Here is a 20627-nt window from a genome sequence, read left to right on the forward strand (position 1 = left end):
TGACCGAGGACGGACACGAAGAACTGATCGGCCGCGTGTCCGTCCCCCGGACGAAGCATCCACCGCCCAGCCGAGCAGGCTCGGTCCCTGCAGCCCGGCAGATCCGTGGCGGCCCCGTCGCGCCACGTCACTGCGGGCCGGACCGCTGTGCGGCCGGCCGTCCCTCTGCGAGGCGGACGGGTACGTGAGAGATCCACGACGCTTCCCGCCGCGGACCGCACGTCGGCGGCGGAATCGGGCGCCGCCCGGTCCGCCGTCGGGGCCGGCGTGGTGCCACGACTCCCCACCGGTTCACCGTCCGTGACCGTCCGGCTTCGTGATCCTGAAACGGACCATGTCTCCCGCGCCCGGCGTGACGGAGACACCGCCTCCCGGCGCGGAACGGATTCGGTTCACCCGCCACTGTCAGAGGGCATGTCTACCGTTCCGATCATGAGTGACGATGTGCGTGAGGGAGTTTCGGGCACGGGCGAGTCCGGGGCGGGTGCCTGGTGGACGGATCCGGGACTGCTGGTGAACGGCGATCCACAGCAGGTGGGCGGGTTGCCGAGTTCCGCGTCGGAGCCGCGTGCCCGCTTCGTGGGGGCGGTGTACCGGGCGTCGGCAGACGTGCACCCGACGGCGTCGCCGGTGCAGCGGCGGCAGTTGCTGGCGCTGGACGCCGCACGCATGGGTGATCCGCGGCTGGGCGCGTCGTTCAACGAGGTGGACGTGCCGGGGCGGCCCGGTGCGGAATGGGAGGTGCAGTGGACCAGCGGCTCCGGCACCGATCCCCGTCTGCTGCATTCGTTCACCGGCCACAGCGGTCCGGTGACGGCGGTGGCCACGGCGGTCGTCGACGGACGGCCGGTTGCCGTCTCGGCCGGCAGGGACACCACGGTCCGGGTGTGGGACCTGGCGGCCGGGAAGCAGTTGCACGAGTGGGTGTCCGGCCCTGCCGATCCGATCTCGTCCATGACGGCCGAGGTGCTGTCCGTGGCCACGGCAGTGGTGGACGGACGCGTGCTGGCCTTCACCATCGATACGGACGGGGCAGTGCGGGTCCGGGACCTGGAGACCGGGTGCCCGGCAGCCGAGCTCGTCGGAATGGTGGAGAGCACGGACCTCGACGGGCGTCGTGCGGTTCTCACCGTCGATGCGGCGCGAACCCTTCAGGTGTGGGATCTGGATTCCCGGCAGCGGCTCGGCGAGTTTCCCTCGATCGTGGACATCGGTGTGCTCGACGGACGCCTTGTCGCCGTCACCGCCGCTGACGAGCGGACGATGGTGTGGGACGTCGCCACCGGCCACACTCTCGGCGAATGTCTCCACGTCGCGGACGCAGGCTGCTACGGAGACGGGCGCGCGCTTGCGGTGACCGTTCGGCAAGGCGAGACGCCGAAGGTGTGGGACCTCGGCAGCGGCCACCCGCTCGTGGACGTCGGCCGCGAAGACCTGTCGGCGGCACGAAGCGAACCGCTGTCCGGGGTGTCGGCCCTGACGGTCGTCGACGGGCGAGTCGTCGCCGTGACGCTCGACGACCGGAACGATCCGGAGCTGACCGGGGACTTGGCCACGAGCTGCTACAACGTCAGGTCCCTGGCGGGGACGAGGGACGTGCTGCTGGGAACGCGTCGCGTCGCGCCGGTGGCTGGAGCCGATCAGTCGCTGCACATCTGGGACCTGACGGCGGACCCGCGGCACGTCGGCGGTATGCGGGCCCTCCGGAGCATCGTCCCGGCGGAGCGGGCGGAGGCCTTGTCCTTCGGCACCGAGGCGCGAACGCACTTGTGGGATCTGATCTCCGAGCGGAGCAGCGGCGGTCTCACCGCGCTGAACCCGATGGGTGCCGGAACCCCGGTCGCGTCCCGGCCGTTCGCGCTGGAAGGACGACGGGTCAGTCTCACCGCCGACGAGGACGCCGCGCTCACGGTGCGGGACGGGGTCGATGGATCGTCCCTGGGCCGGCCGCTGGCCGGCCACACCGATCGCGTGTGGGCCATCGACGCTGTCTCCGCCGGGCACGCGCCCCTGGCGGTGTCGACCGGTCTCGACCAGAGCGTACGCGTATGGGACGTTGCCGCGCGGCAGCAGCAGGGGGAACCCCTCGCCGGGCACACCGGCCAGGTGTGGGACGTCACGACGACCATGCTGGACGCATGCCCCGTGGCAGTCACCGCGGGCGCCGACCACACCGTACGCACGTGGGACCTCAGCGGCACCCGGGCGGCCGGCCGCGATCGCTGCGGACACACCGGGGACGTCGTCGCTCTCGCCCCGGCTCTGCTCGACGGCAGGCCCGTGGCCGTCACGGCGGGCGCCGACCACACCGTACGGACATGGGATCTGGCCACCGGTCAGCAGCCGACGGACCCACTGCACGCCGAAGCCACCGTCATGACGACCACCGAGGTGAACGGACGGGCGGTCGTGGTGTGCGCCGCCTCCGACGCCACTTTGCGGACGCTCGACCTGTCCACCGGGCAGGAGCTGCACAGCCCTGTTCCCACGCATCAGGGCAGGATCCTCGCCATGGCCGGTGCGACGGTGGACGGCCTGCCCGTCGCCCTCACCGCGGGCAGTGACCGCACCGCCGGGGTCTGGGACCTCACAACCGGCGAACAGATACTGGGGCTCACCGGGCACACCAGTCGCGTCACTGCCGTCGCCACTATGGTGCTGGACGGTCGGCCGGTTGCCGTGACGGGCAGCTGGGACAAGACGGTTCGGCTGTGGGACCTCACGACCGGCCGTCAGCTCGGCGGGCCACTGACCGGCCACACCGACTGGGTGACGTCCGTGTTCACCATGACGGCCGGCGATGGTCCCGTCGTGGTCACCGGCGCGCGTGACAGGACGCTCCGTGTGTGGGATCCGCGCGCCATGGAACAGGTCGGCGGCCACCCGGTGTCCGGGGCGGCTTCGAGTGCGAACATGTGCGTCACCACGAGGGGTGACGGCCGAGTGGTCGCCGCCGTCGGTCTGGACCGGGCCGTGCACTTCGTCGATCCCGTCACCGGCGGCCAGGCGGCGACCGACTATCTGCTCCCCCTCCCTGTGCACGCGGTCTCCGCCGCGCCCGGCGGGGGCTTCGTGGTCGCGTTCGGGCCGGAGGTCGCACTGCTCCGGCCGAATGACGCGGTGTGAGGTCTCGCCCTCGGTCCGGCCCCGGCCGGCCCGGTTGCCGGCCTCGATCGCCGGTGTCTGTCGGATCAGCCCCGGCGTAAGCAAGCGGTTCCGCGGCCCGAGGTGGACGAGCGCTGCTCAGCAGTGGCGCCGGGGATCGGGGCCCGCGGCGCCGGGCCGATCCCGGCACCGCGTTCGCCCGGCCGGTGCTCCGGGGCCGGCCATCGGCCTCGGCGACGAAGGCTGTCGGCGATTACGGCCATCCTCCCGGCGCCCGCCGGGGCCGGCCGCGCCGAAACCGGCTCCCGGCCCGGTCCCGCCACGGCCGTCGGCGGGAACTCACCGTCGGCGGGCCGCCGCCGTGTGCTGCAGGATCTCGTCCGCCAGCCGCAGGTCGAGCGCCGCGGGCAGGGTGTGTCCCATGCCCTCGAGAGTGATGAGACGCGCACCGGGGATGGCGGCGGCGGTCGCCGCACCATGCGCCGGCGGGAACATCGGGTCCTCCGATCCGTGCAGCACCAGAGTGGGCGCCGTGACGGCGGCGAGGTCCGCGGTGCGGTACTCCCCGGCGCCTCCGGCGAGAGCGTGGTTGACGACGCCCTGGGCATCGGACGCCCGCTCGCACACCCGCTTCTCCATCGCGCGGTACTCGTCCTCGTCGAACGGGAGCACCGTCCCGTGCAGTACACGCCACAACCGGAGGCGGGTGACCATGCGTTCCTCCCAGGTCGCGTCCGGCGCGGGCAGTGACACGGCCAGTGCCGCCATCAGCTCCGGGGTGGGCGGGGGCAGTTCGTCCGGGAGCGGCGGCAGCCCCGCCATGGCGCGCTGCACCGTGCCCGCCGTGTCCGTGCCCAGCGGGGAGGAGGCGAGGCTCGTCACGGTCAGGACGCGATGCGGGTGCGTCACCGCGAGACGCTGGCTGATGATGCCGCCGAGCGACGCGCCGACGAAGTGGGCCCGTTCGATGCCGTACGCGTCCAGGACCGCGAGTGCGTCGGAGGCCATGTCGGCGACGGTGTAGGGGTGGGCGGCGAAGTCGATCCGGGAGGAACGGCCGGTGTCGCGATGGTCGTAGCGGACCACATGACGGCCGCCGGCGACGAGATGTGCGACGAAGGCGTCGTTCCACTGGACGCCCTGGGCGCCCGCTCCCATCACCAGCAGCACTGCCGGGTCTCCCGCGTCCCCGAAGTCCTCGGTCCACAGCTCGACGTCCCCTGCACGCGCCGTACGTTCCCTGCTCACCTGGTGCTCCATCGTCCGATCATTTTCCTGCATGACTGTTCAGGTTAATGGAGCGGAGGCGGCTCGGCCATCGCATTTCCGCCACCCGGTTTGAACACCGCGCACGGGCCGGGCACCCTGATCCGCATGGCGGGAGTCAAGGGGCAGGTGCAGAGGCGGGGCGTGGAACGCCGCCGCGCCATCGTGGGCGCGGCGCTGGGGCTGTTCGCCCGGCACGGGGTGCGCGGCACCGGGGTGGCCGCCGTCGCCGAGGCCGCCGGCGTCACCCCGTCCGCCCTCATCCATCACTTCGGCAGCAAGGACGGACTCGTCCGGGCCGTCCTCGAAGAAGCGGACCGGCGCGCCCTGGAGCGGCTGTCCGCGACGTCCGACGCCGAACCCGCACTGCGCCAGGCCTTCGACTGGTTCGTGCGCGACGCGGTGCACACCGCCACCACCGAACGCGATCTCGCCGCCCTGCACACCACGCTCACCGCCGAGAACCTGGAGTCCGGCTCCGCCCTGCACGAGTGGTTCCGCGACCGCAGTCGAGCACTGCGCGGCCATCTCGTCACTCTGTTCACCCGCGCCGCCGCCGACGGCTCGGCGCGGGCAGACCTGGACCCCGCGACGCTCGCGGCGGAGACGACGGCGTTCCTGGAGGGAGCCCACCTGCTGTGGCTGCTCGACCCGGATCAGGTGGACCTGGTCGCCCTGCACCGCAGCTACTTCGAGGCGCTGGCCGCCCGGCTCGACCCGGGTGACGGCCCCGCGTGACGAGGATCGCGAGACCGCCCAGGGAAGGCGCTCCGCCCGCACCGTACGGTCGACGGGCGTGCGAGGCACTGCTGCCGGTCATGGTTGCCCGCTCGGCTACCAGCCCTCCGTAGTGCAGCCGTCGCGGGGGCGGGTCGAATGAGCCACCGCCCGGCCGACCACGGCCGACGCCGAACCGGCACGGACAGCAAGGGCTTTCACCGCCGCCCCGCACAACTGCCATGAGCCACTGGAGCACTTGACTCCGCATATCTCTCACCTGCACTATTCCCTTCCCACGGGGCTCAGGAGAGACCACCGTCAGCGTTCCGGACAGCGTGGTCCAGGTCATCCCGGTCATCTCCTCACCAGGACCGCGTCGTCGGCGCGCTCGCCCCTGCGGGGAAGGGCGACGACGTCGTCTCCCGCACAAGTGGGAACCCCCTTGAGCCCGTGTACGAGGAGCAGCACCGTGACCCCGACCGCCGACGGCCCGCTGATCCTGCGTGCCTACCGCACCTTGCATCCGTCGTGGCAGGCGGTCCTGTGCCTCGACCTCGCCGAGGCGCCCGGAGCCACCGGGCCCGTCCCCGGGCCGCCGTTCGGCTCGGATGGTTCTCCCGCCGAGCTCGCCCGTCAGCACCTGTGCGAGGCCTACCTGCGTGCCTATGCCGCCGAAGCCCCCAGGCGTGCTTGCCGGCACCTCACCGCCGTGCTGGACGACACCGTCAGAGGGGGCGGTCTCTCCCGGCGTACCGAGGATCTGGACCGCCACACCGCCACGTGCCGCAGATGCGCTTCGGTGCGCAGGGAACTCGTCACCGTCCACAGCGGAACCCCGTCAGCCGTCGCCGAGTTGCTGAGGCTCTCCGCCGACGCCGGAGCCCGGGCGGAGCGCGGCCCCGATGACCGCGCGGCTCCGCCGGACGTCATCACGCCCGGCGTCCCGTTGTCCCGGCCGGCCGGTGGGCGTCGTCCGCTGCGCGTGGTTCTCGCGGCCTCACCGGTCGGCGCCGCGGCTGTGGGGGGAGTGGCGGTCACCGCGCTCGCGGCGGCCACCCTGGTCCTCTCCGCGGGCGACCAGGCCGAGGACACCCGTACGGCACCGTCCCGTGCCTCTGTCGTGCCCTTGCGGCCGACCTTTCCGGCCACGACGGCAACGACGGCTCCGGCGTCCGCGCCCGCCACGACCTCCGCGCCGTCGCCCCGCGGTACGCGCAGCCCCACGCGCCCGGCCGGAACGGCGTCGCCCTCCACCGTCGCAGTTCATGCCACGCCTCCGCCCCCGAAGGGATTCAGGCTCGTCAACAGGCGCACCGGGCTGTGCGTCGGTGTCGGAGGCGAAGGCAACGGGGCGATGCTGCGCCTGGAGAAGTGCACCGCGGCCGCGTGGCAGCGATGGGAGACCGTCGACGCCGGCGGCGGCACCCACCAGTTCCGCAACACGGGGACGGGCAAGTGTCTCGACGGCACCGGCAATGGCGGCAACGTCGTCCGGGTCGTCCAGTACGACTGCCATGACGAGACTTCCGCTTGGCGCACCAGGCAGCTGTGGACGATCAGACCCGAGGACGGCACAGCCGCCTTCCGGCTCCAGTTCGTGCCGCCCGTCCCGTCGAGCGACTACTCCGCGCACCTTCTGGGACCGGAGGACTGGTGGGACGAGAACCCGCCGGGACAGGGCTCGCACCTCGCGCAGCTGCCCAACTACTACAACTCGGACAGTTTCGTCTTCCTCAAGGACGAGGGTGCGTAAGGGACGAAAGCGCCGCCGTCAGCGTGACAATGCATCGTCAAGACGGGCTGGGCTGCGGAACACCAACGTGTGGTTTCCGGAGACGACGTGCGGGTAGGCGGACCGGCCCCGATGACCGCTGGCCTCCGTGTGGACCACGGCCGGGAGGCGATGACGGCCGCGCTCGACGCCGGAGGCGGTGGCCGGATCACATAGGCTCCGCGAATGGCGAAGTACTTCGACGTGCACCCCGAGAACCCTCAGCGGCGCACCATCAGCAACGTGGCGGACCTGATCCGCTCCGGCGCGCTCATCGCGTACCCGACGGACTCCTGCTTTGCCCTGGGGTGCCGTGTGGGCGACCGTGACGGCCTCGCCCGGATCAGGTCCATCCGCAATCTGGACGACCGTCATCACTTCACCCTGGTGTGTCAGAACTTCGCGCAGCTGGGCCATTTCGTGCGTCTCGACAACGACGTGTTCCGGGCGGTCAAGGCCGCGACGCCCGGCAGCTACACCTTCGTCCTCCCGGCGACGAGGGAGGTGCCGCGCCAGTTGCTCCACCCGAAGAAGAAGACGGTCGGGGTGCGGATCCCCGACCATGTCGTCACTCAGGCCCTGCTCGCCGAGCTCGGTGAACCGCTCCTCTCCTCCACCCTGCTCCTGCCCGACGAGGCGGAGCCCCTGACCCAGGGATGGGAGATCAAGGAGAGGCTCGACCACGTGGTCGACGCCGTGCTGGACTCGGGCGACTGCGGCACGGAACCGACCACCGTCATCGACTTCTCGGGCGGCGAGGCGGAGATCGTGCGCCGGGGAGCGGGTGACACGACGCGCTTCGAGTAGGAGGAGCCGACGGGGACGGAACGGACGCGGCCGGAGGCGCGAGTTCGTGGTGCCCATGACAGGCACGGCTCCCGGGGAGCGGCAGACGATGCCTTCACGGTGAGGGCGGAGGCGGGGCCTCCGCAGTACCCTCGCCAGCCATGACTGTCATGAGCACTCTCAAAAGGGGTGCCTTGCGCGCCTCGGACCGGCTTCGCGCTCACCGCGCCGGTGGGCCCGCCTCCCCGGGCCGGAAGTCCGTGCTGCTGCTCGTGCTCCTCTGCCTGGTGCTGACCGCGTCTCCTGGGACGGCCGCAGCGACGGACGGGCCCGCAACGGTCCCCCGGACGGCCGTCCCCAGAGCCGCGGCGGACCAACGATGGGGCGCCAAGCGACTCGACGAGATCAGTGCGCTGACCACGCACAACTCGTTCACCAACTACGAGGACGCCCGGTGGGCCTCGGTCAACCAGGCCGAATCGGTCCGGGGCCAGCTCGAGCGCGGCGTGCGCGGGCTCAGCCTGGACGTGCACTGGTACGAGCGGAGCACATGGCTCTGCATCATCAGTTTCGGCAGCGACTGCTACCCCAGCGGCGTGTACCTGTGCCACGGCGGCTGCACGACGTTCGCGGGTGCGACATACGCCCTGCCGCGTCAGTCGTTCCACGGAACCATGCAGACCGTCGTGGACTTCCTCGACGCCCATCCGCAGGAGATCGTGACGGTGTTCCTGGAGGACTACGTCGGCGCCGCTCAGCTCGAGCAGTCCATGAGCAAGGTCAGTGGACTGCCGGACCTGGTGTTCCGGCCCGATGAATGGCAGGTGCGGGAGCGCGGCTGGCCCCGGGTCGCCGACATGGTCGCGGCCGGCCGGCGTCTGCTGATCTTCTCCAGCAGCTCCGACCGGGAGCACCTCGGCGTGATGTACGACAAGGCGTGGACCGTGATGAACTACTGGAGCCTGGGCGACCTCGGCAACGACCTGTCGTGTGTGAGCCGGTGGTCCGATGTGCCGCTGGACCGGCAGGAGCCCGGATTCCGCCGGCTCTTCGCCATGAGCCACCACCGCAATGTGCCGACCGTCCTCACGGCCGGGGCGGACAACGGCACGAAACTGCGCAACCGCATCGCCCAGCAGTGCCGGCCCGCGGCAGGGGGACGGAACCCGAACTACGTGTCCGTCGACTTCCACCGCCGGTCCGACGGCAGCGGTCACACACCACAGTCGATCGTGGCCGAACTCAACGCGAACTGACAACGCGGACGGCGGCATCCCGTCCCGGACGCGGGGCGGGATGCCACCTGGCCCTGATCGTGCCGGCTCAGCCGACGGTGTCCGCCACCTGACGGGTGGCCAGGTTGAGGCGGTGCCAGACGTTCACCGTGGAGATCACCAGGAGCAGTGCGCTCGGCTGCTCCTCGTCGGAGTGCCTGGCGGCCTCGCTCCAGATCTCGTCCGGTACCGGTCCGACGCGTCGGCGGTGCGAAGTACGGGTGTCACAACGCGCGGCGCGAGAAGAGGCTGCCCGTCAGCTTGCCCGTGACCCCGCGGAAGATCCTCAGGAGGGCCGCACCGATGACGAGCGGTGTGGTTCCGAGCCCCAGAACGAGTACGCCGATCGTGACGCCCACCATCCAGTGATCGCCCCCTGCCGCGCTGCTGTTCGTGGCGCTGTCGAGAATGATGAACGTCATCACGTGCAGGGTCAGCACGACCGCTGTGGCCAGCCAGTGGGCGCCCACACAGACCGTCCACACACGAGTGGCGCGCTCCGAGGAACGGGCGAGGCGATCGCGCCAAACGTACAGCGTGATCATTGTGCAGAACAGAAGAAGGCTCAGCGGGATCAGCCACCAGACGTCCATCGCCCACTCGTAATCACTGCCCCGGTCCTCGTCCCAGTTGTCGGGGTGACGGGCGGAACGCTCTCTCATCGAGGGCCAGGTGACGAGGTAGAAGACGATGGGCACCAGGTAGAACAGGCTGAAGAAGGGTCTTCCCAGGCCGCTCGTGACGGACATGACGGTCGTCTTCCGGGCGACGCTCCGGGGCGGGGCCTGACTGGCGGCACGAGCCCGAGCCGCGGGCGCGCGCGGAGGAGCAGCGGTGGCTCGCGGTACAGGATCGGGGACGGGAGTCCGCCGGGTCGCGGAAGCCTCGGTCAGTACGGCTGTCGCCGCGGGATGCGGGCCGCCGTGGCCGGACGCGAGGGCGGTGGGCCGGTCCTCCTCTTCGTTCTCGGCTTCAAGGTTCAGGAGGGCTTCCGCCTTCTGCGCGATGGCGGCGACGACGGGGCCGGGCAACCAGTGCGCGCCGTCGTCGTCGCACCGCGCGTCCGCGGTGGCACACAGTTCGGTGACGGTGGGGCGGTCGGCCGGCGACTTGGCAAGGCAAGCACGGACGACATCCTCGAACTTCGGTGCCATTCCAGTGAGTTCTGGTTCGTGATGGACGACGCGGTACAGCAACTGGGCCGCGGAGCCGGTACCGAAGGGCCCATGACCGGTGGCGGCGAAGGCGAGCACCGCACCGAGGGAGAACACGTCCGAGGCCGGGCCGACGGGCTGGCCCTCGGCCTGCTCCGGCGACATGTAGCCGGGCGAGCCGATGACGAGCCCAGTGCCGGTCAGGGACGTCTCGTCGGCGGACCGCGCGATGCCGAAGTCGATGAGGAGCGGGCCCGCCTGCGCGAGCAGCACGTTGGACGGTTTGACGTCACGGTGGACGAGCCCGGCGCGGTGTACGCCGTCCAGGGCATGGGCCAGACCGGACAACAGGCGCCACAACGCGGGCTCGGAGAGCGCTCCGTGGGCGTCGACGGCCTCCGACAGGGCCGGTCCGGGCACGTAGGCGGTGGCCAGCCAGGGCACGGCGGCGTCCGGTTCGGCGTCGAGGACGGGGACGGTGCCGGCGCCGGTGAGGGCCTGGGCCGCCCGGACCTCGCGTGCGAAGCGGGCGCGGAATCCCGGGTCCACCGCAAGCACGGTGTGCACCACCTTCAGGGCGACGGTCCGCCCGCCACGTGAGCGGCCCAGATACACACAGCCCATCCCGCCCTCGCCCAACCGGCTGAGCAGGCGGTACTCGCCGAGCCGGCGTGGGTCGTCACTGGTCAACGGCCGCATATCCCACCCCCGGAAGTCACGCGTCGCCCTGGCGACGAACAGGAGCATGGCACACACCGGTCACGGGCACTTCGTCCGTACGGCAACTCCCCTCAAACGACGCACTGTTGATACCAACCGGGGCTGAATACACCGGCACACCGCCTTGCCCCAGGGCGGTGGCCGGGGCTCCGCCGTTCGCTCGCCATGCCTGCAGCGGGCCGCCGGGCGCCATGCCCGTCGTCCACCGCGGAGCGGAGCACGTCATCGGGGCGGCAGTGGAAGGCGGCGGCTCCGCACGGTCCCGCTGGGCCCGTCGTTCGGATCACCTGCTCCTCGGTCCCCCGCCCCTCTCAGAGAATGCCGGCCCTCCGAGCGGCGGTCGTCCAGGACGGGAACTCGGAGAGGAGCCGGTCGTACAGCTCCGGGTCGGAGACCGTGGCGATGTCGTCGACCGCGAAGAAGCCCACGTTGTCGACCCGGCGTCCCGGCATGGTGTCGAAGCGTTCCAGGACGCCGTAGTCGGCCCTTCCGAGTCCCACGAACTGCCAGAACACCGGTTCCTCCACGGCCTCCCGCAGCTCCCGCTCGATCTCGGCGTTGCGGTAGACACCGCCGTCGGAGAAGAAGAGGACGAGCGTGGGGTCCGGGACCGGGTGCCGGCGAACGTACTCACGGACTTCGGCGATCACTTTCTGTTCCTCGTTCTGGATGCCGACCATGCGCATGTCCACCTGCCCCGGACGGAGTCCGCCCCTGGGCCTCTTGGGCCGGCCGAAGAAGCTCATCTCCCCCACCCTCACATGGAGCTCCAGCCACTCGGGCAGCTCCCCCGGCCTCAGATCGGGCAGCCTGGCCGGGTGCGTGGCGAACGTCCACGCCTGCATCTCGCCGTCGTCGTCGAGCTGGGCGGCCACCGCGGCCATGCGCTCGACGACGTCGGCCACGATGCCCTTCGAGTACAGCGAGGACATCGATCCGGACGCGTCGAGGACGAGGACGACGCGCGCCCTGGCCCCGGCGGCGCCGTGCTTGTCCAGGCTGACGGCCACGTGTTCCTTGCGCAGGGACAGGCGTCTGCGCATGTCGTCGGGCAGACGCTCCTCCCCCTTGGTGAGACGCGGTCCCGGAACCGGCGCGGTGGGGGCGGCGGACTGCGTCCTGGCCTCGGGGGTCACCGGAGGAGCCGCGGCGGGGGCGCGATCGTCGACGCTGATACCGAAGTCGGTGGCGAGTCCCGCAAGGCCGGAGGCGTACCCCTGCCCCACTGCGCGGAACTTCCACCGGCCGCCGCGACGGTACAGCTCACCGCTGATGAGTGCCGTCTCCGTCGTCGCCTCCATCTCGAACCGGGTGATTTCGGTCCCTGTCCCGGAATCCAGCAGTCGGAGCGTCAGTCCGGATATCGAGCCGAAGGTGCCTCCGTCGGCGGAGGCGCACAGCACGATCCGGTCGACATCCTGTTCCACCGCGCGCAGGTCGACGGCGACGACGTCGGTGGCGGACCCGGAAGCGCGGCGCTTTCCGAGGTGCCGTACTGCGTGGGACCTGCGTTCCGCCTGGTTGTAGAAGACGAAGTCGCCGTCGTCCCGTACCCGTCCGGTGCCGGTCAGCAGCAGCGCCGAGGCGTCGGCGTCAGGTGTGCCGGGGCCTTCCGCCCAGCTGAGTTCCACGTGCACCACGGAGGCGGTGACGGGAAGATTGGCGCCCTTGCTCATGGAGGTAGCTGTCACACAGCCAGTCTGCCCCGAAGACGGCTCCGTGGAAGGGCAGCCCACCATGCCTTGCGGTGCGGGCATCCGTGCGGCCGCGGGCCACCCGCACGAGGGCAGGTGACCCGCGGCCGCCGGACGTCAGTACTCGCCGTCCGTCTTCAGTTCCAGCCGGACGTTCGTGTCCGCCGTGCCGTTGTTCGTCACACAGGCCGTGTAGTAGCCGGCGCCGGGGAAGGTACCCCAGGACGTGCGCAAGTCGGCCGCCCAGCTGGTGACCAGCCCGGGAGAGCCGGTGCCGGGCACGGTGACGCCGTTGAACTGGAGCTTGAACTTGGCCCCCTGGCCGGTGGCCCGTCCGTCGGCCCGTACCTGGTACCCGGCGTACTGCTGGACGCACCGCTGCTCGCCGGGGTGGAGCGTGCCGCCGTAGAACTGGCTCGCGGACGCGGGGCCGGCGGTGCTCAGGACCGCCGCCGCGCAGGTTCCCGCGAGACCCACCGCCAGACCGATTCGCCTCATCACGTTGACGGGGCTGCTGGTGGACATGGTGTCTCCCCTCCATGGTGTCTTTGCCGTCAGCCCGTTCGGGCCGTGCCCACGGTAGGAGCGAGCGCTTGCCGTCCCCCAGGCCGTTCGCCGCCCGATCGCCGTCCATTCCGTGTCCGGAGTGCTCGTCCCGGGTCCGTTGACACCCCGGAAACCACCACAGGAAACTGCGCGACAGGGAAATTCGGGTCTGATCGGAAGAGTGAGGAGGACCCGGGCATCGACGGCAAGGGGGAGACCCGTGGCCGCGCCGCGCAGCGGCTCGCCGACCGGTTCGCCGCGGCACGCGCACGGGGATTCGTCGGCCGGCAGGCCGAGACCGAGGCCTTCCGACGGATCCTCACCACCGGTCAGGGAGCGGTGGTCCACGTCCATGGGCCGGGCGGCATCGGGAAGAGCACACTGCTCCATCACTTCGCCCGTCTGGGTGCCGCAGCGGGACGTGCGGTGACCAGGCTGGAGGCCGACGACCTGCACGACGGTCGGCTCGGGACGGCCGGTGCCGGCTCAAACGCGCTCGTCATCGTCGACGACGTCGACCCGGCGGGCGAGCACACCGCGGCCGGCCGGCGGTCGGAGCCGGCGGAGCGGCTGCTGGACCTGCTTCCCGCCGACGCCGTACTGGTCCTCGCCGGTCGCGAGCCGCCACCACTGGCGTGGCGCACCGACCCCGCCTGGCACGGGCTGCTGCACAGCATGGCCCTGGGGCCACTGGGCCAGGACGACAGCCGCGACCTGCTGCGCCGGCGAGGCGTTCCGGACACCGACCATCGGGGAGCCCTGGACTTCGCCCGCGGACACCCCCTGGCCCTGGCACTGATCGCCGACGTCCACGCCCAGGACGGCCACGGCGGCCCCGTCAGCCCCGTGGAGTCCCCACGTGTGGTCAACGCCCTGCTGGAAGCACTGCTCGACACCGTACCCAGCGCCCGGCACCGGTCCGCTCTGGAGGCGGTGGCCCAGGTCCTGGTGACCAGCGAACCCCTGCTGGCCGCGCTCACCGGCGTCCCCGACGCCCGTGACCTCTTCGACTGGCTCTGCGGGCTGTCCATCGTGGAACTGGCCGGCCGCGGCATCCATCCGCACGATCTGGTGCGCTCCGTGCTGGACGCCGAACTCCGCTGGCGCCATCCGGAACGCCGGGCCGAGTTGCGCCGCCGGGCGAGCGCGTACTACCAGCAGCTGTTCACCGACGGCGACCGGCACCGCCAGCGCACCGTCCTCACCGACTTCGCCTATCTGCACCGCGACAGCCCGCTCGTCGGCCCGCTGCTCGCTCCGGTGGCCGGAGGCTCCGCCGCCACGGCGCGGCTCGACGCCCTCACCATCGCCCCGAGCCGCGCCGACGAACTGCCGGCACTGCTCGCTCTGGCGGAACGGCATGAAGGCCCCCGCTCCGCCCGCCTGTTGGAACAGTGGTGGGACCGTCCCGATGCGTCCTGGGGCACGGTGCGGGGCAACCGGCCGGACCCTGCCGGCTTCTACGTGCTCGTCACCATGGGCACGCAACACCCCGCACACGGCACCTGCGACCCCGCCACCGATGCAGCCCGGCACTGGCTGCGCGAGCACGGGGCGCTCCGCACGGGCGAGAAGGCGTTGCTCGTGCGCTCCTGGCTCGCCGCCGACACCTACCAGGACGTCTCACCCGTGCAGACCCTGATCACCCTGCGCCTCACGCACCACTACCTCACCCAGGACCCGCCGGCCCTCACCCTCCTGCCCTTCGCGGACCCCGAGTTCTGGGCCGCCGGTTGCGCCTACACCGACTTCACCCGGGCCCCGGAGGCGGATTTCGACATCGGCGGTCGCCGGTACGGCGTCTTCGCCCACGACTGGCGCCGCACTCCCCCGCTCGCCTGGCTCAACCTGCTCACCGAGCGGGAGTCCTCCCCCGATCCGCTGGCCCTCGCCGCCCCGGAGGGCGGAGAACCGCTGCGCCTCCTCGACCACGAGACTTTCACCGCGGGGGTACGGGAGGCACTGCTGGGGATGGGCCGCGCGAACGGGCTGCGTGACAGCGTGCTCCTGCACACGCGGGCGGTGACCCGGCGGGCCGGCCCGGGAGCGGACTCCGCGGCCCGCGCGGCGGCGCTGCTCGCCGTCATCAGGGAGACGGCAGCCGAGTTGGACCGGGCCCCGTCCGAACGCCGGGGCTACCGTGCCCTGCACCACACGTATCTGCAGCCCGCGGGCACACAGCAGCGTGCGGCGGAAGTGCTGCGTCTGCCGATGTCCACGTACCGCCGTCATCTGGCGACGGGAGTCCAGCGGCTCACCGACGAACTGTGGCGGCAGGAACTGGACTGCGGGGGCGGCGACGCACACCCGCTCCCAGGGTGAGATGCATCGCCCTGGCGGCCACTGCGGCACGCTGGCCGATCGGCAGCGCGGCCGCGGTCTCCCGGATCTCGTGTTCGCTCGGCTCGGTCCCCTCCGAGTCGGTCGGCACGGCTGGTCCCTGCCGCTCTGCCTGCGCTGCAGGCACTGTCCACCGGTCCTCGGCAAGGGCTTTCGGTGCGAATCTATCGGTGCGGATCGCCCGATTTCTCGGGGGATCGGGCTGGTGAACGGGGCGAATCCAGGATGGGATTCAGGGATGCTCACACGCAAGAAGCCCCTTGTCGCCATCGCAGTCGCGGCCGGACTCGTCACCGTCACCGCAGGCTGTTCGCCCCTCGACGACGCCGAAGCCGTCGCAGCATCTGTGAGCGGCACCCCCGGCGCGCCAGGAACCGGTGACTCCGTCTTTCCGGGGGCCGGCAACGGTGGCTATGACGCAGCGCATTACGCTCTCAATCTCAAGGTCGAACCCACGTCGAAAAAAACAGTGCTTTCCGGCACCAGTACCATGACGGCGGTGGCGACCCAGGATCTGTCGCGCTTCAATCTCGACTTGGCGCAACTGACTGTCAAGAAAGCAACCGTCGACGGCGTGAAGGCCGCATTCAGCCACAAAGGCACTGAGCTCACCATCACACCAGGCAAAGCAATAGCCAAGGGAGCGAAGTTCCTGGTCTCGGTCACCTACCAAGGCATGCCCACGACTCTGCCAGGCCTCATCCCCGGATCCGAAGACGGATGGATCAAGACCGACGACGGCGCTTTCGTGATGGGTGAGCCGCTCGGCGCGATGTCGTGGTACCCGGTGAACAACACGGTGCACGACCCGGCGACGTACACAGTCGCGGTCACCGTTCCTTCCGGCCTCACCGGAGTCTCCAACGGCCACTTCGTGGGCAAGAAGAGCGCCGAGGCCGGCAAGAACACATTCTGCTGGAACAACAAGACCCAGACCATTCCGTACGCCGCCACCCTGGCCGTAGGGAAGTTCGATCTGCAGACGGAGAAGACCAAGTCCGGAGTGCCCGTCGTCAACGCGGTGGACCCCCGGCTGCAAGCCTCGTCACGCAAGGTCCTCGGCCGGATCCCCGAGATCGTGGAGTGGGGCGAGAAACACTTCGGCCCCTATCCGGTCGACTCGGCTGGGGCGATCGTCGACCACGCCCCGGCCGTCGGAGCGGCACTCGAGACGATCGGCCGTCCCGTCTACGGCAAGGTGCCGACGAGTACGGTGATGGCCCATGAGTACGCCCATCAGTGGTTCGGCAACTCGGTCCGGTTCTCCGACTGGTCGCAGATCTGGCTGAACGAGGGCTTCGCCACGTACGCCATGTGGATGTGGGACGAGGAACAGGGAACGGCGTCCACGCAGAAGTGGTTCGACTCCGTCTACCAGGTGCCCGCGGGCGACAAGTTCTGGACGTCCGCGCCCGGGAAGCCCAGCGGGGCAGAAGAGCTCTTCGGCGACCCGGTCTACTACCGCGGAGCCATGGTGCTGCACAAGGTGCGCCAGGCGGTCGGCGACAAGGTCTTCTTCGAGATCCTGAAGACGTGGACGACCGAGAACAGGAACCGCACCGCGACGATCGAGCAGTTCATCGCCCTGACGGAGAAGAAGTCCGGCAAGAAGACGCGGAAGATATTCGATGTCTGGCTGTTCGGCAAGGGCAAGCCGGCCAAGCCCTGATCCGACAAGGACGATCCACACATCGGGCTCCGGGACCTGAGCGACACGCTCGGTCCTGTTGCGGAGTCCGGCGTCATGCGGCCACTGCCACCTGACACCTCCGGGAGCCGGGCGGCAGTGGCCGCTACGCATGTCAGGGACCTTGCTGTGTATTTCTTTTGTACAACCGGCGGAGGAATATGACAGTTCATCCGAGGAAGCTCCCAGTCGAACAGGCCGGTTCCCGAGAGGGCGGCCCTATGACGCGCTCTCCGCGAACCGCAGGGATCCATGGAACACCGCTCATCCCGTTCGTTCCCGGTTTCGTTTCCTCACCAACAGGGAGACCGCATGCCAGATATTGCGCGCAATGCCGAATTCGACCTCGAGGAACTCGAGGTCGACCTCGCGGACCTCACCGTGACCTCGATGCGCGACACCGCCGCACTTCCCGAAGGCGGCGCGTCGTGGGGTGCGTGCTCCTGTCAGGGCTCGTCGTCCTGCGCGCAGCCGCAGGTGGACGTCGTCGTGCCCGACGCGGGCTGACCGCCCCGGTACGAGCCTCGCTCTCAACCGGCACACCACAAAGGGAGACATGCATGTCCGACACCACCGGTGCCCTGAGCTTCGAACTCGAGGACCTCGATCTCGGTGAGCTCACCGTGACCTCCATGCGGGACACCGTCGCTCTCCCCGAGGGCGGCGCCTCCAATGGCGGCAGCTCCTGTTCCTGCGGGTCGTCCTCCTGCGCGCACCCGCAAATGCCGGACCTCCCGCTGTAGTTCCGGTGCGCGTCCCGTGACGCGTGCCCGACGCAGGTGATCGACCGACACCCGCCGCGGACCCACCCCACCGGGTCCGGCCCGCGGCGGGTACGGCACCACGAAAGGGACGGGGGCGACCCGCATGAAGAACTCCGGCAGCACCGAAGCCTTCGGCTACCTCGTGCAGTCGGCGCCGTACGCACTCGTGCGCGCGACCGTGCTCGCGCATCCGCCGCAGGACCCGGCCGCGAGGGAGTTCCGGACGGCGCTCGGCCGGCTGACCGGCGTGGAGAGCGAGCTCGCGGCCGTCACCCGAGCGCTGTGCGACGACCTGTACGCGAGCCGGGGCGGGCATCCGGAGGAATTCCACCGCGCGGTCGTCCTTCCCCTGCGCCGCGCCCTGCACAACGGACGTGAGCCGCGGCCCGAGCTGCTGGGCCGGCTCGGTGACCTCACCGACCGGGTGCCCCGGCTGGCGTCCTGGCTCGCCCTGCGGGAACGGCGCAGGACGCTCCTCGCCGGGACCGAACGCGCCGTCGGCCCCGCCCTCGCCGTCGAGCGGACGGCTCTCGCCGCCCTGTGCCGGGAGCCGGCTCTCGTCCGGGCCGTTGCGCTCACCAGCGCCGATCTGCTGCGGGCCGTGATGCGTGCGGCAGCCGGTGCGGACGACCGGAGGTCGCGCAAGGAAGAGGCCAATGTGCTGCGGTACGCCCTACGGGCCAGTACCAAGACCAGTCCGCTGTCCTGGTTCACCGCGGTCGGCTGGGGCCCGCTGCCGCAGCCGGACGGCTCGCACCTGCCCGTTCCGGCCTGGGGTGAACAGGACCTGTGGGAAGGTCCGTTGACCTCCAGCGTGAGGGTCAGCCGTACGCTGACCGAGGCTTTGACCGCTGCCCTCCTTGAGGCTCCGCACCGCCGCACCGGAGTTCCCCACCGCATCACCAGCACCGCACGGATCGTGGACGGCCGGGCGACGTACGCGCGCAGCCGGGCGGCCTTCGCCGGCGGCCGCTACCTCGTCGTCGACGAGGACGAGGTGGAACTGGCGTACGGCGCTCCGCTGCGGCTCGTCAGCGAGCATGCCGAAACGCCCGTGTACCTCGACGCGTTGGCGGACTCCCTCGTCCGTGCCCTGCCCGGGAGGCAAGGGAGCCGTGCGGCGGCCGTGGCGTTCCTGGACCGCCTCGGCCAGGCAGGTCTGCTGGTCCCCTCCAGCCCGGTTGCTCCGCAGGACGGCGATCCGCTGGGCCGGATCGCCGAGTGGCTGCGGACTCTCGGCGGGGCGCGTGCCGACGACAAGGCCCTCGCGGACCGTCTCGAAGAGCTCTCCCGTACGACCACGGCGTTCGCCTCCGTCTCCGCAGTGGAACGCCCGTCGGTCCTTGCCGCACTGTCGCAGCGCTGGACCGGTCTGCTCGCCGACGCGGGGCGTGCCGTCCCGAGCGGTTCGGCTCCGCTCACCGTCCTGTCCGAGGACGTCGTCGCTCCCCGACCGCTGCGGCTCGACGGTTTCCTCGACGGTTCCGATCACCAGGCGCTCGCAGAGGTCACCGCCCTGGCCGAGCTCTTCGACCTGGGCCATCCGATGCGCCGGATCGTGCGGGACCGCTTCGTCGCGCGGTACGGCAGCGGTGGCTGCTGCCGCCACCCGTGGGAGTTCGGCGCCGATGTCGCCGAGGCCTGGGAGGAGGCCGGGCGGATCGCGGCGACGGCGTCCGCGGACCGCGCCGGGCTCCCCACCGGCGTCGAGGAGCTGGCGACCCTGCGCCAGGACGTCGCCGACGCTCTCCGAACCCCGTCGACCGGGTACGAGCCGAATGCCGACATCGATGTCGTCCTGCCCCCGGGCCTGGTCGAGGGACTGGGCGAGCGGCTGCCGCGCTGGGCTGTCGAACGCCCGGTCGGCTATTCCTGCTTCGTCCAGCGCGACCCGGCCGGGGGTCTGCTCTGTGTGAACCAGATGTACGGGGGCTGGGGCCGCTTCACCAGCAGGTTCCTGGACGACTTGGATCCCCGCGCCGCCGGCGAGGTGGTCCGCCGGATCCGGCGGACCCTGGGCACGGGCGTGCGGGCCGTCCAGCTCCGGCCGGTCGGCGGATTCAACGCCAATCTCCATCCCCTGCTCGTCCCGGACGAGATCGGCCCCGACCGCCGCTGGGCCTCGGTCGGCGAACACGAGGTGGATCTCGTCCACGACGAGCCCACCGACCAGGTGCGGTTCCGGCTGCGGGCCACCGGTGAACTGCTCGAAGTGCTGTACCCGGGCTTCCTGGCACCGGTCATGCTGCCGCGCCGGATCGGCGCCCACCTGTCCGACCAGCCCCACGGAGTGGTCGACTTCCGCACGCTGGTCCCCCGGTTCACCGTCCCGGCCCCGGGCGGTCGGATGGTCCGTACGCCCCGGCTGCGCCACCGGCACATCGTGCTGCTGCGCCGCCGCTGGCTGATGCCGCCCGCCGTGGTCCGTGCGCTGGGCGCCGACCTGGCCGCCGCCGAGGGGCTTCCGGTGGCAGCCGTCGCCCGGTGGAGAGCGCTGCTCGCGCTCCCCGAGCAGGTCTTCCTGCGTCCGGCCGCGACCACACCGACCGGTAGTGCGGCCGAGGACTTCCTGGCCGGGCTGCGTCTCCCCAAGCCGCAGTTCGTGGACCTCGGCAACGCACTTCATCTGCGGTGCCTGGCCAGATGGCTGTCCCGCCACGCCGACGGCGTCGTCCTCGAGGAGGCCCTTCCCGCCCCCGGCGGACGCGCCGCGGCGAACCGGGCGGTGGAACTGGTCGTGGAGACCTACCGGGCCGGGCGGCCGACGTGTTGACCATCGACCGGAGACTCCGGGAAGGGA

14 protein-coding genes are annotated in these 20627 nt (G+C 71.0%); 10 read left to right on the top strand and 4 right to left on the bottom strand.

Features of this window, described 5'->3' with window-relative positions:
• Positions 1–432 precede the first annotated feature (432 nt).
• A complete protein-coding gene (locus tag ACZ4Z5_RS18150; RefSeq protein WP_468263577.1) occupies positions 433–3126 on the top strand; it encodes a WD40 repeat domain-containing protein in 2694 nt (897 codons plus the stop codon).
• A gap of 318 nt (positions 3127–3444) precedes the next feature.
• Here the strand turns inward: ACZ4Z5_RS18150 and ACZ4Z5_RS18155 are convergent, their stop codons facing one another.
• Positions 3445–4353: an alpha/beta fold hydrolase gene (locus tag ACZ4Z5_RS18155; protein WP_468263580.1), complete on the bottom strand. Its 909-nt coding sequence runs from the start codon at positions 4351–4353 to the stop codon at positions 3445–3447.
• 126 nt (positions 4354–4479) lie between these two features.
• Between ACZ4Z5_RS18155 and ACZ4Z5_RS18160 the strand changes: the two genes are divergently transcribed.
• From ACZ4Z5_RS18160 to ACZ4Z5_RS18175, 4 genes are all read left to right on the top strand, one after another.
• Positions 4480–5109 (top strand): TetR/AcrR family transcriptional regulator, encoded by a 630-nt coding sequence (locus ACZ4Z5_RS18160; protein ID WP_468263583.1) that lies wholly within the window; start codon positions 4480–4482, stop codon positions 5107–5109.
• 451 nt (positions 5110–5560) lie between these two features.
• Positions 5561–6844 (top strand): RICIN domain-containing protein, encoded by a 1284-nt coding sequence (locus ACZ4Z5_RS18165; RefSeq protein ID WP_468263586.1) that lies wholly within the window; start codon positions 5561–5563, stop codon positions 6842–6844.
• A gap of 204 nt (positions 6845–7048) precedes the next feature.
• Positions 7049–7669 carry an L-threonylcarbamoyladenylate synthase gene (locus tag ACZ4Z5_RS18170; protein WP_468263589.1) on the top strand — a complete coding sequence of 207 codons (621 nt, stop codon included), beginning with the start codon at positions 7049–7051 and terminating at the stop codon, positions 7667–7669.
• 140 nt (positions 7670–7809) lie between these two features.
• Positions 7810–8904 carry a PI-PLC domain-containing protein gene (locus tag ACZ4Z5_RS18175; RefSeq protein WP_468263591.1) on the top strand — a complete coding sequence of 365 codons (1095 nt, stop codon included), beginning with the start codon at positions 7810–7812 and terminating at the stop codon, positions 8902–8904.
• 242 nt (positions 8905–9146) lie between these two features.
• Here ACZ4Z5_RS18175 and ACZ4Z5_RS18180 read toward each other — a convergent pair whose 3' ends face one another.
• The 3 genes from ACZ4Z5_RS18180 to ACZ4Z5_RS18190 form a co-directional block, all read right to left on the bottom strand.
• Positions 9147–10766: a serine/threonine-protein kinase gene (locus ACZ4Z5_RS18180; protein WP_468263594.1), complete on the bottom strand. Its 1620-nt coding sequence runs from the start codon at positions 10764–10766 to the stop codon at positions 9147–9149.
• A 341-nt stretch (positions 10767–11107) separates the two neighbouring features.
• Complete coding sequence (locus ACZ4Z5_RS18185) at positions 11108–12472, bottom strand: VWA domain-containing protein (protein WP_468263812.1); 1365 nt, start codon at positions 12470–12472, stop codon at positions 11108–11110.
• A 135-nt stretch (positions 12473–12607) separates the two neighbouring features.
• Positions 12608–13015: a hypothetical protein gene (locus tag ACZ4Z5_RS18190; protein WP_468263597.1), complete on the bottom strand. Its 408-nt coding sequence runs from the start codon at positions 13013–13015 to the stop codon at positions 12608–12610.
• A 447-nt stretch (positions 13016–13462) separates the two neighbouring features.
• On the opposite strand from ACZ4Z5_RS18190, the gene ACZ4Z5_RS18195 reads away from it, so the two are divergent.
• The 5 genes from ACZ4Z5_RS18195 to ACZ4Z5_RS18215 all read left to right on the top strand — a co-directional run bounded on the left by ACZ4Z5_RS18195 (position 13463) and on the right by ACZ4Z5_RS18215 (position 20600).
• Positions 13463–15358 (top strand): hypothetical protein, encoded by a 1896-nt coding sequence (locus ACZ4Z5_RS18195; RefSeq protein WP_468263599.1) that lies wholly within the window; start codon positions 13463–13465, stop codon positions 15356–15358.
• 223 nt (positions 15359–15581) lie between these two features.
• Positions 15582–17045: a M1 family metallopeptidase gene (locus ACZ4Z5_RS18200; protein WP_468263601.1), complete on the top strand. Its 1464-nt coding sequence runs from the start codon at positions 15582–15584 to the stop codon at positions 17043–17045.
• Between the two features lie 330 nt (positions 17046–17375).
• Positions 17376–17570 (top strand): thiazolylpeptide-type bacteriocin, encoded by a 195-nt coding sequence (locus ACZ4Z5_RS18205; RefSeq protein WP_468263604.1) that lies wholly within the window; start codon positions 17376–17378, stop codon positions 17568–17570.
• A gap of 53 nt (positions 17571–17623) precedes the next feature.
• Entirely contained in the window at positions 17624–17806 is a 183-nt protein-coding gene (locus tag ACZ4Z5_RS18210; RefSeq protein WP_468263607.1) for a thiazolylpeptide-type bacteriocin, read from the top strand.
• A gap of 124 nt (positions 17807–17930) precedes the next feature.
• Positions 17931–20600 (top strand): lantibiotic dehydratase, encoded by a 2670-nt coding sequence (locus tag ACZ4Z5_RS18215; RefSeq protein ID WP_468263610.1) that lies wholly within the window; start codon positions 17931–17933, stop codon positions 20598–20600.
• Positions 20601–20627: the final 27 nt, after the last annotated feature.

The sequence above is a fragment of the Streptomyces sp. NPDC030222 genome (genome assembly GCF_055573115.1).

What these genes read in the sequence shown, in the direction of transcription:
- ACZ4Z5_RS18150 (WP_468263577.1), top strand. Translation starts at nt 433, where the DNA reads ATGAGTGACGATGTGCGTGAGGGAGTTTCGGGCACGGGCGAGTCCGGG.
- ACZ4Z5_RS18160 (WP_468263583.1), top strand. Translation starts at nt 4,480, where the DNA reads ATGGCGGGAGTCAAGGGGCAGGTGCAGAGGCGGGGCGTGGAACGCCGC.
- ACZ4Z5_RS18170 (WP_468263589.1), top strand. Translation starts at nt 7,049, where the DNA reads ATGGCGAAGTACTTCGACGTGCACCCCGAGAACCCTCAGCGGCGCACC.
- ACZ4Z5_RS18175 (WP_468263591.1), top strand. Translation starts at nt 7,810, where the DNA reads ATGACTGTCATGAGCACTCTCAAAAGGGGTGCCTTGCGCGCCTCGGAC.
- ACZ4Z5_RS18185 (WP_468263812.1), bottom strand. Translation starts at nt 12,472, where the DNA reads ATGAGCAAGGGCGCCAATCTTCCCGTCACCGCCTCCGTGGTGCACGTG.
- ACZ4Z5_RS18190 (WP_468263597.1), bottom strand. Translation starts at nt 13,015, where the DNA reads ATGTCCACCAGCAGCCCCGTCAACGTGATGAGGCGAATCGGTCTGGCG.
- ACZ4Z5_RS18205 (WP_468263604.1), top strand. Translation starts at nt 17,376, where the DNA reads ATGCCAGATATTGCGCGCAATGCCGAATTCGACCTCGAGGAACTCGAG.
- ACZ4Z5_RS18210 (WP_468263607.1), top strand. Translation starts at nt 17,624, where the DNA reads ATGTCCGACACCACCGGTGCCCTGAGCTTCGAACTCGAGGACCTCGAT.
- ACZ4Z5_RS18215 (WP_468263610.1), top strand. Translation starts at nt 17,931, where the DNA reads ATGAAGAACTCCGGCAGCACCGAAGCCTTCGGCTACCTCGTGCAGTCG.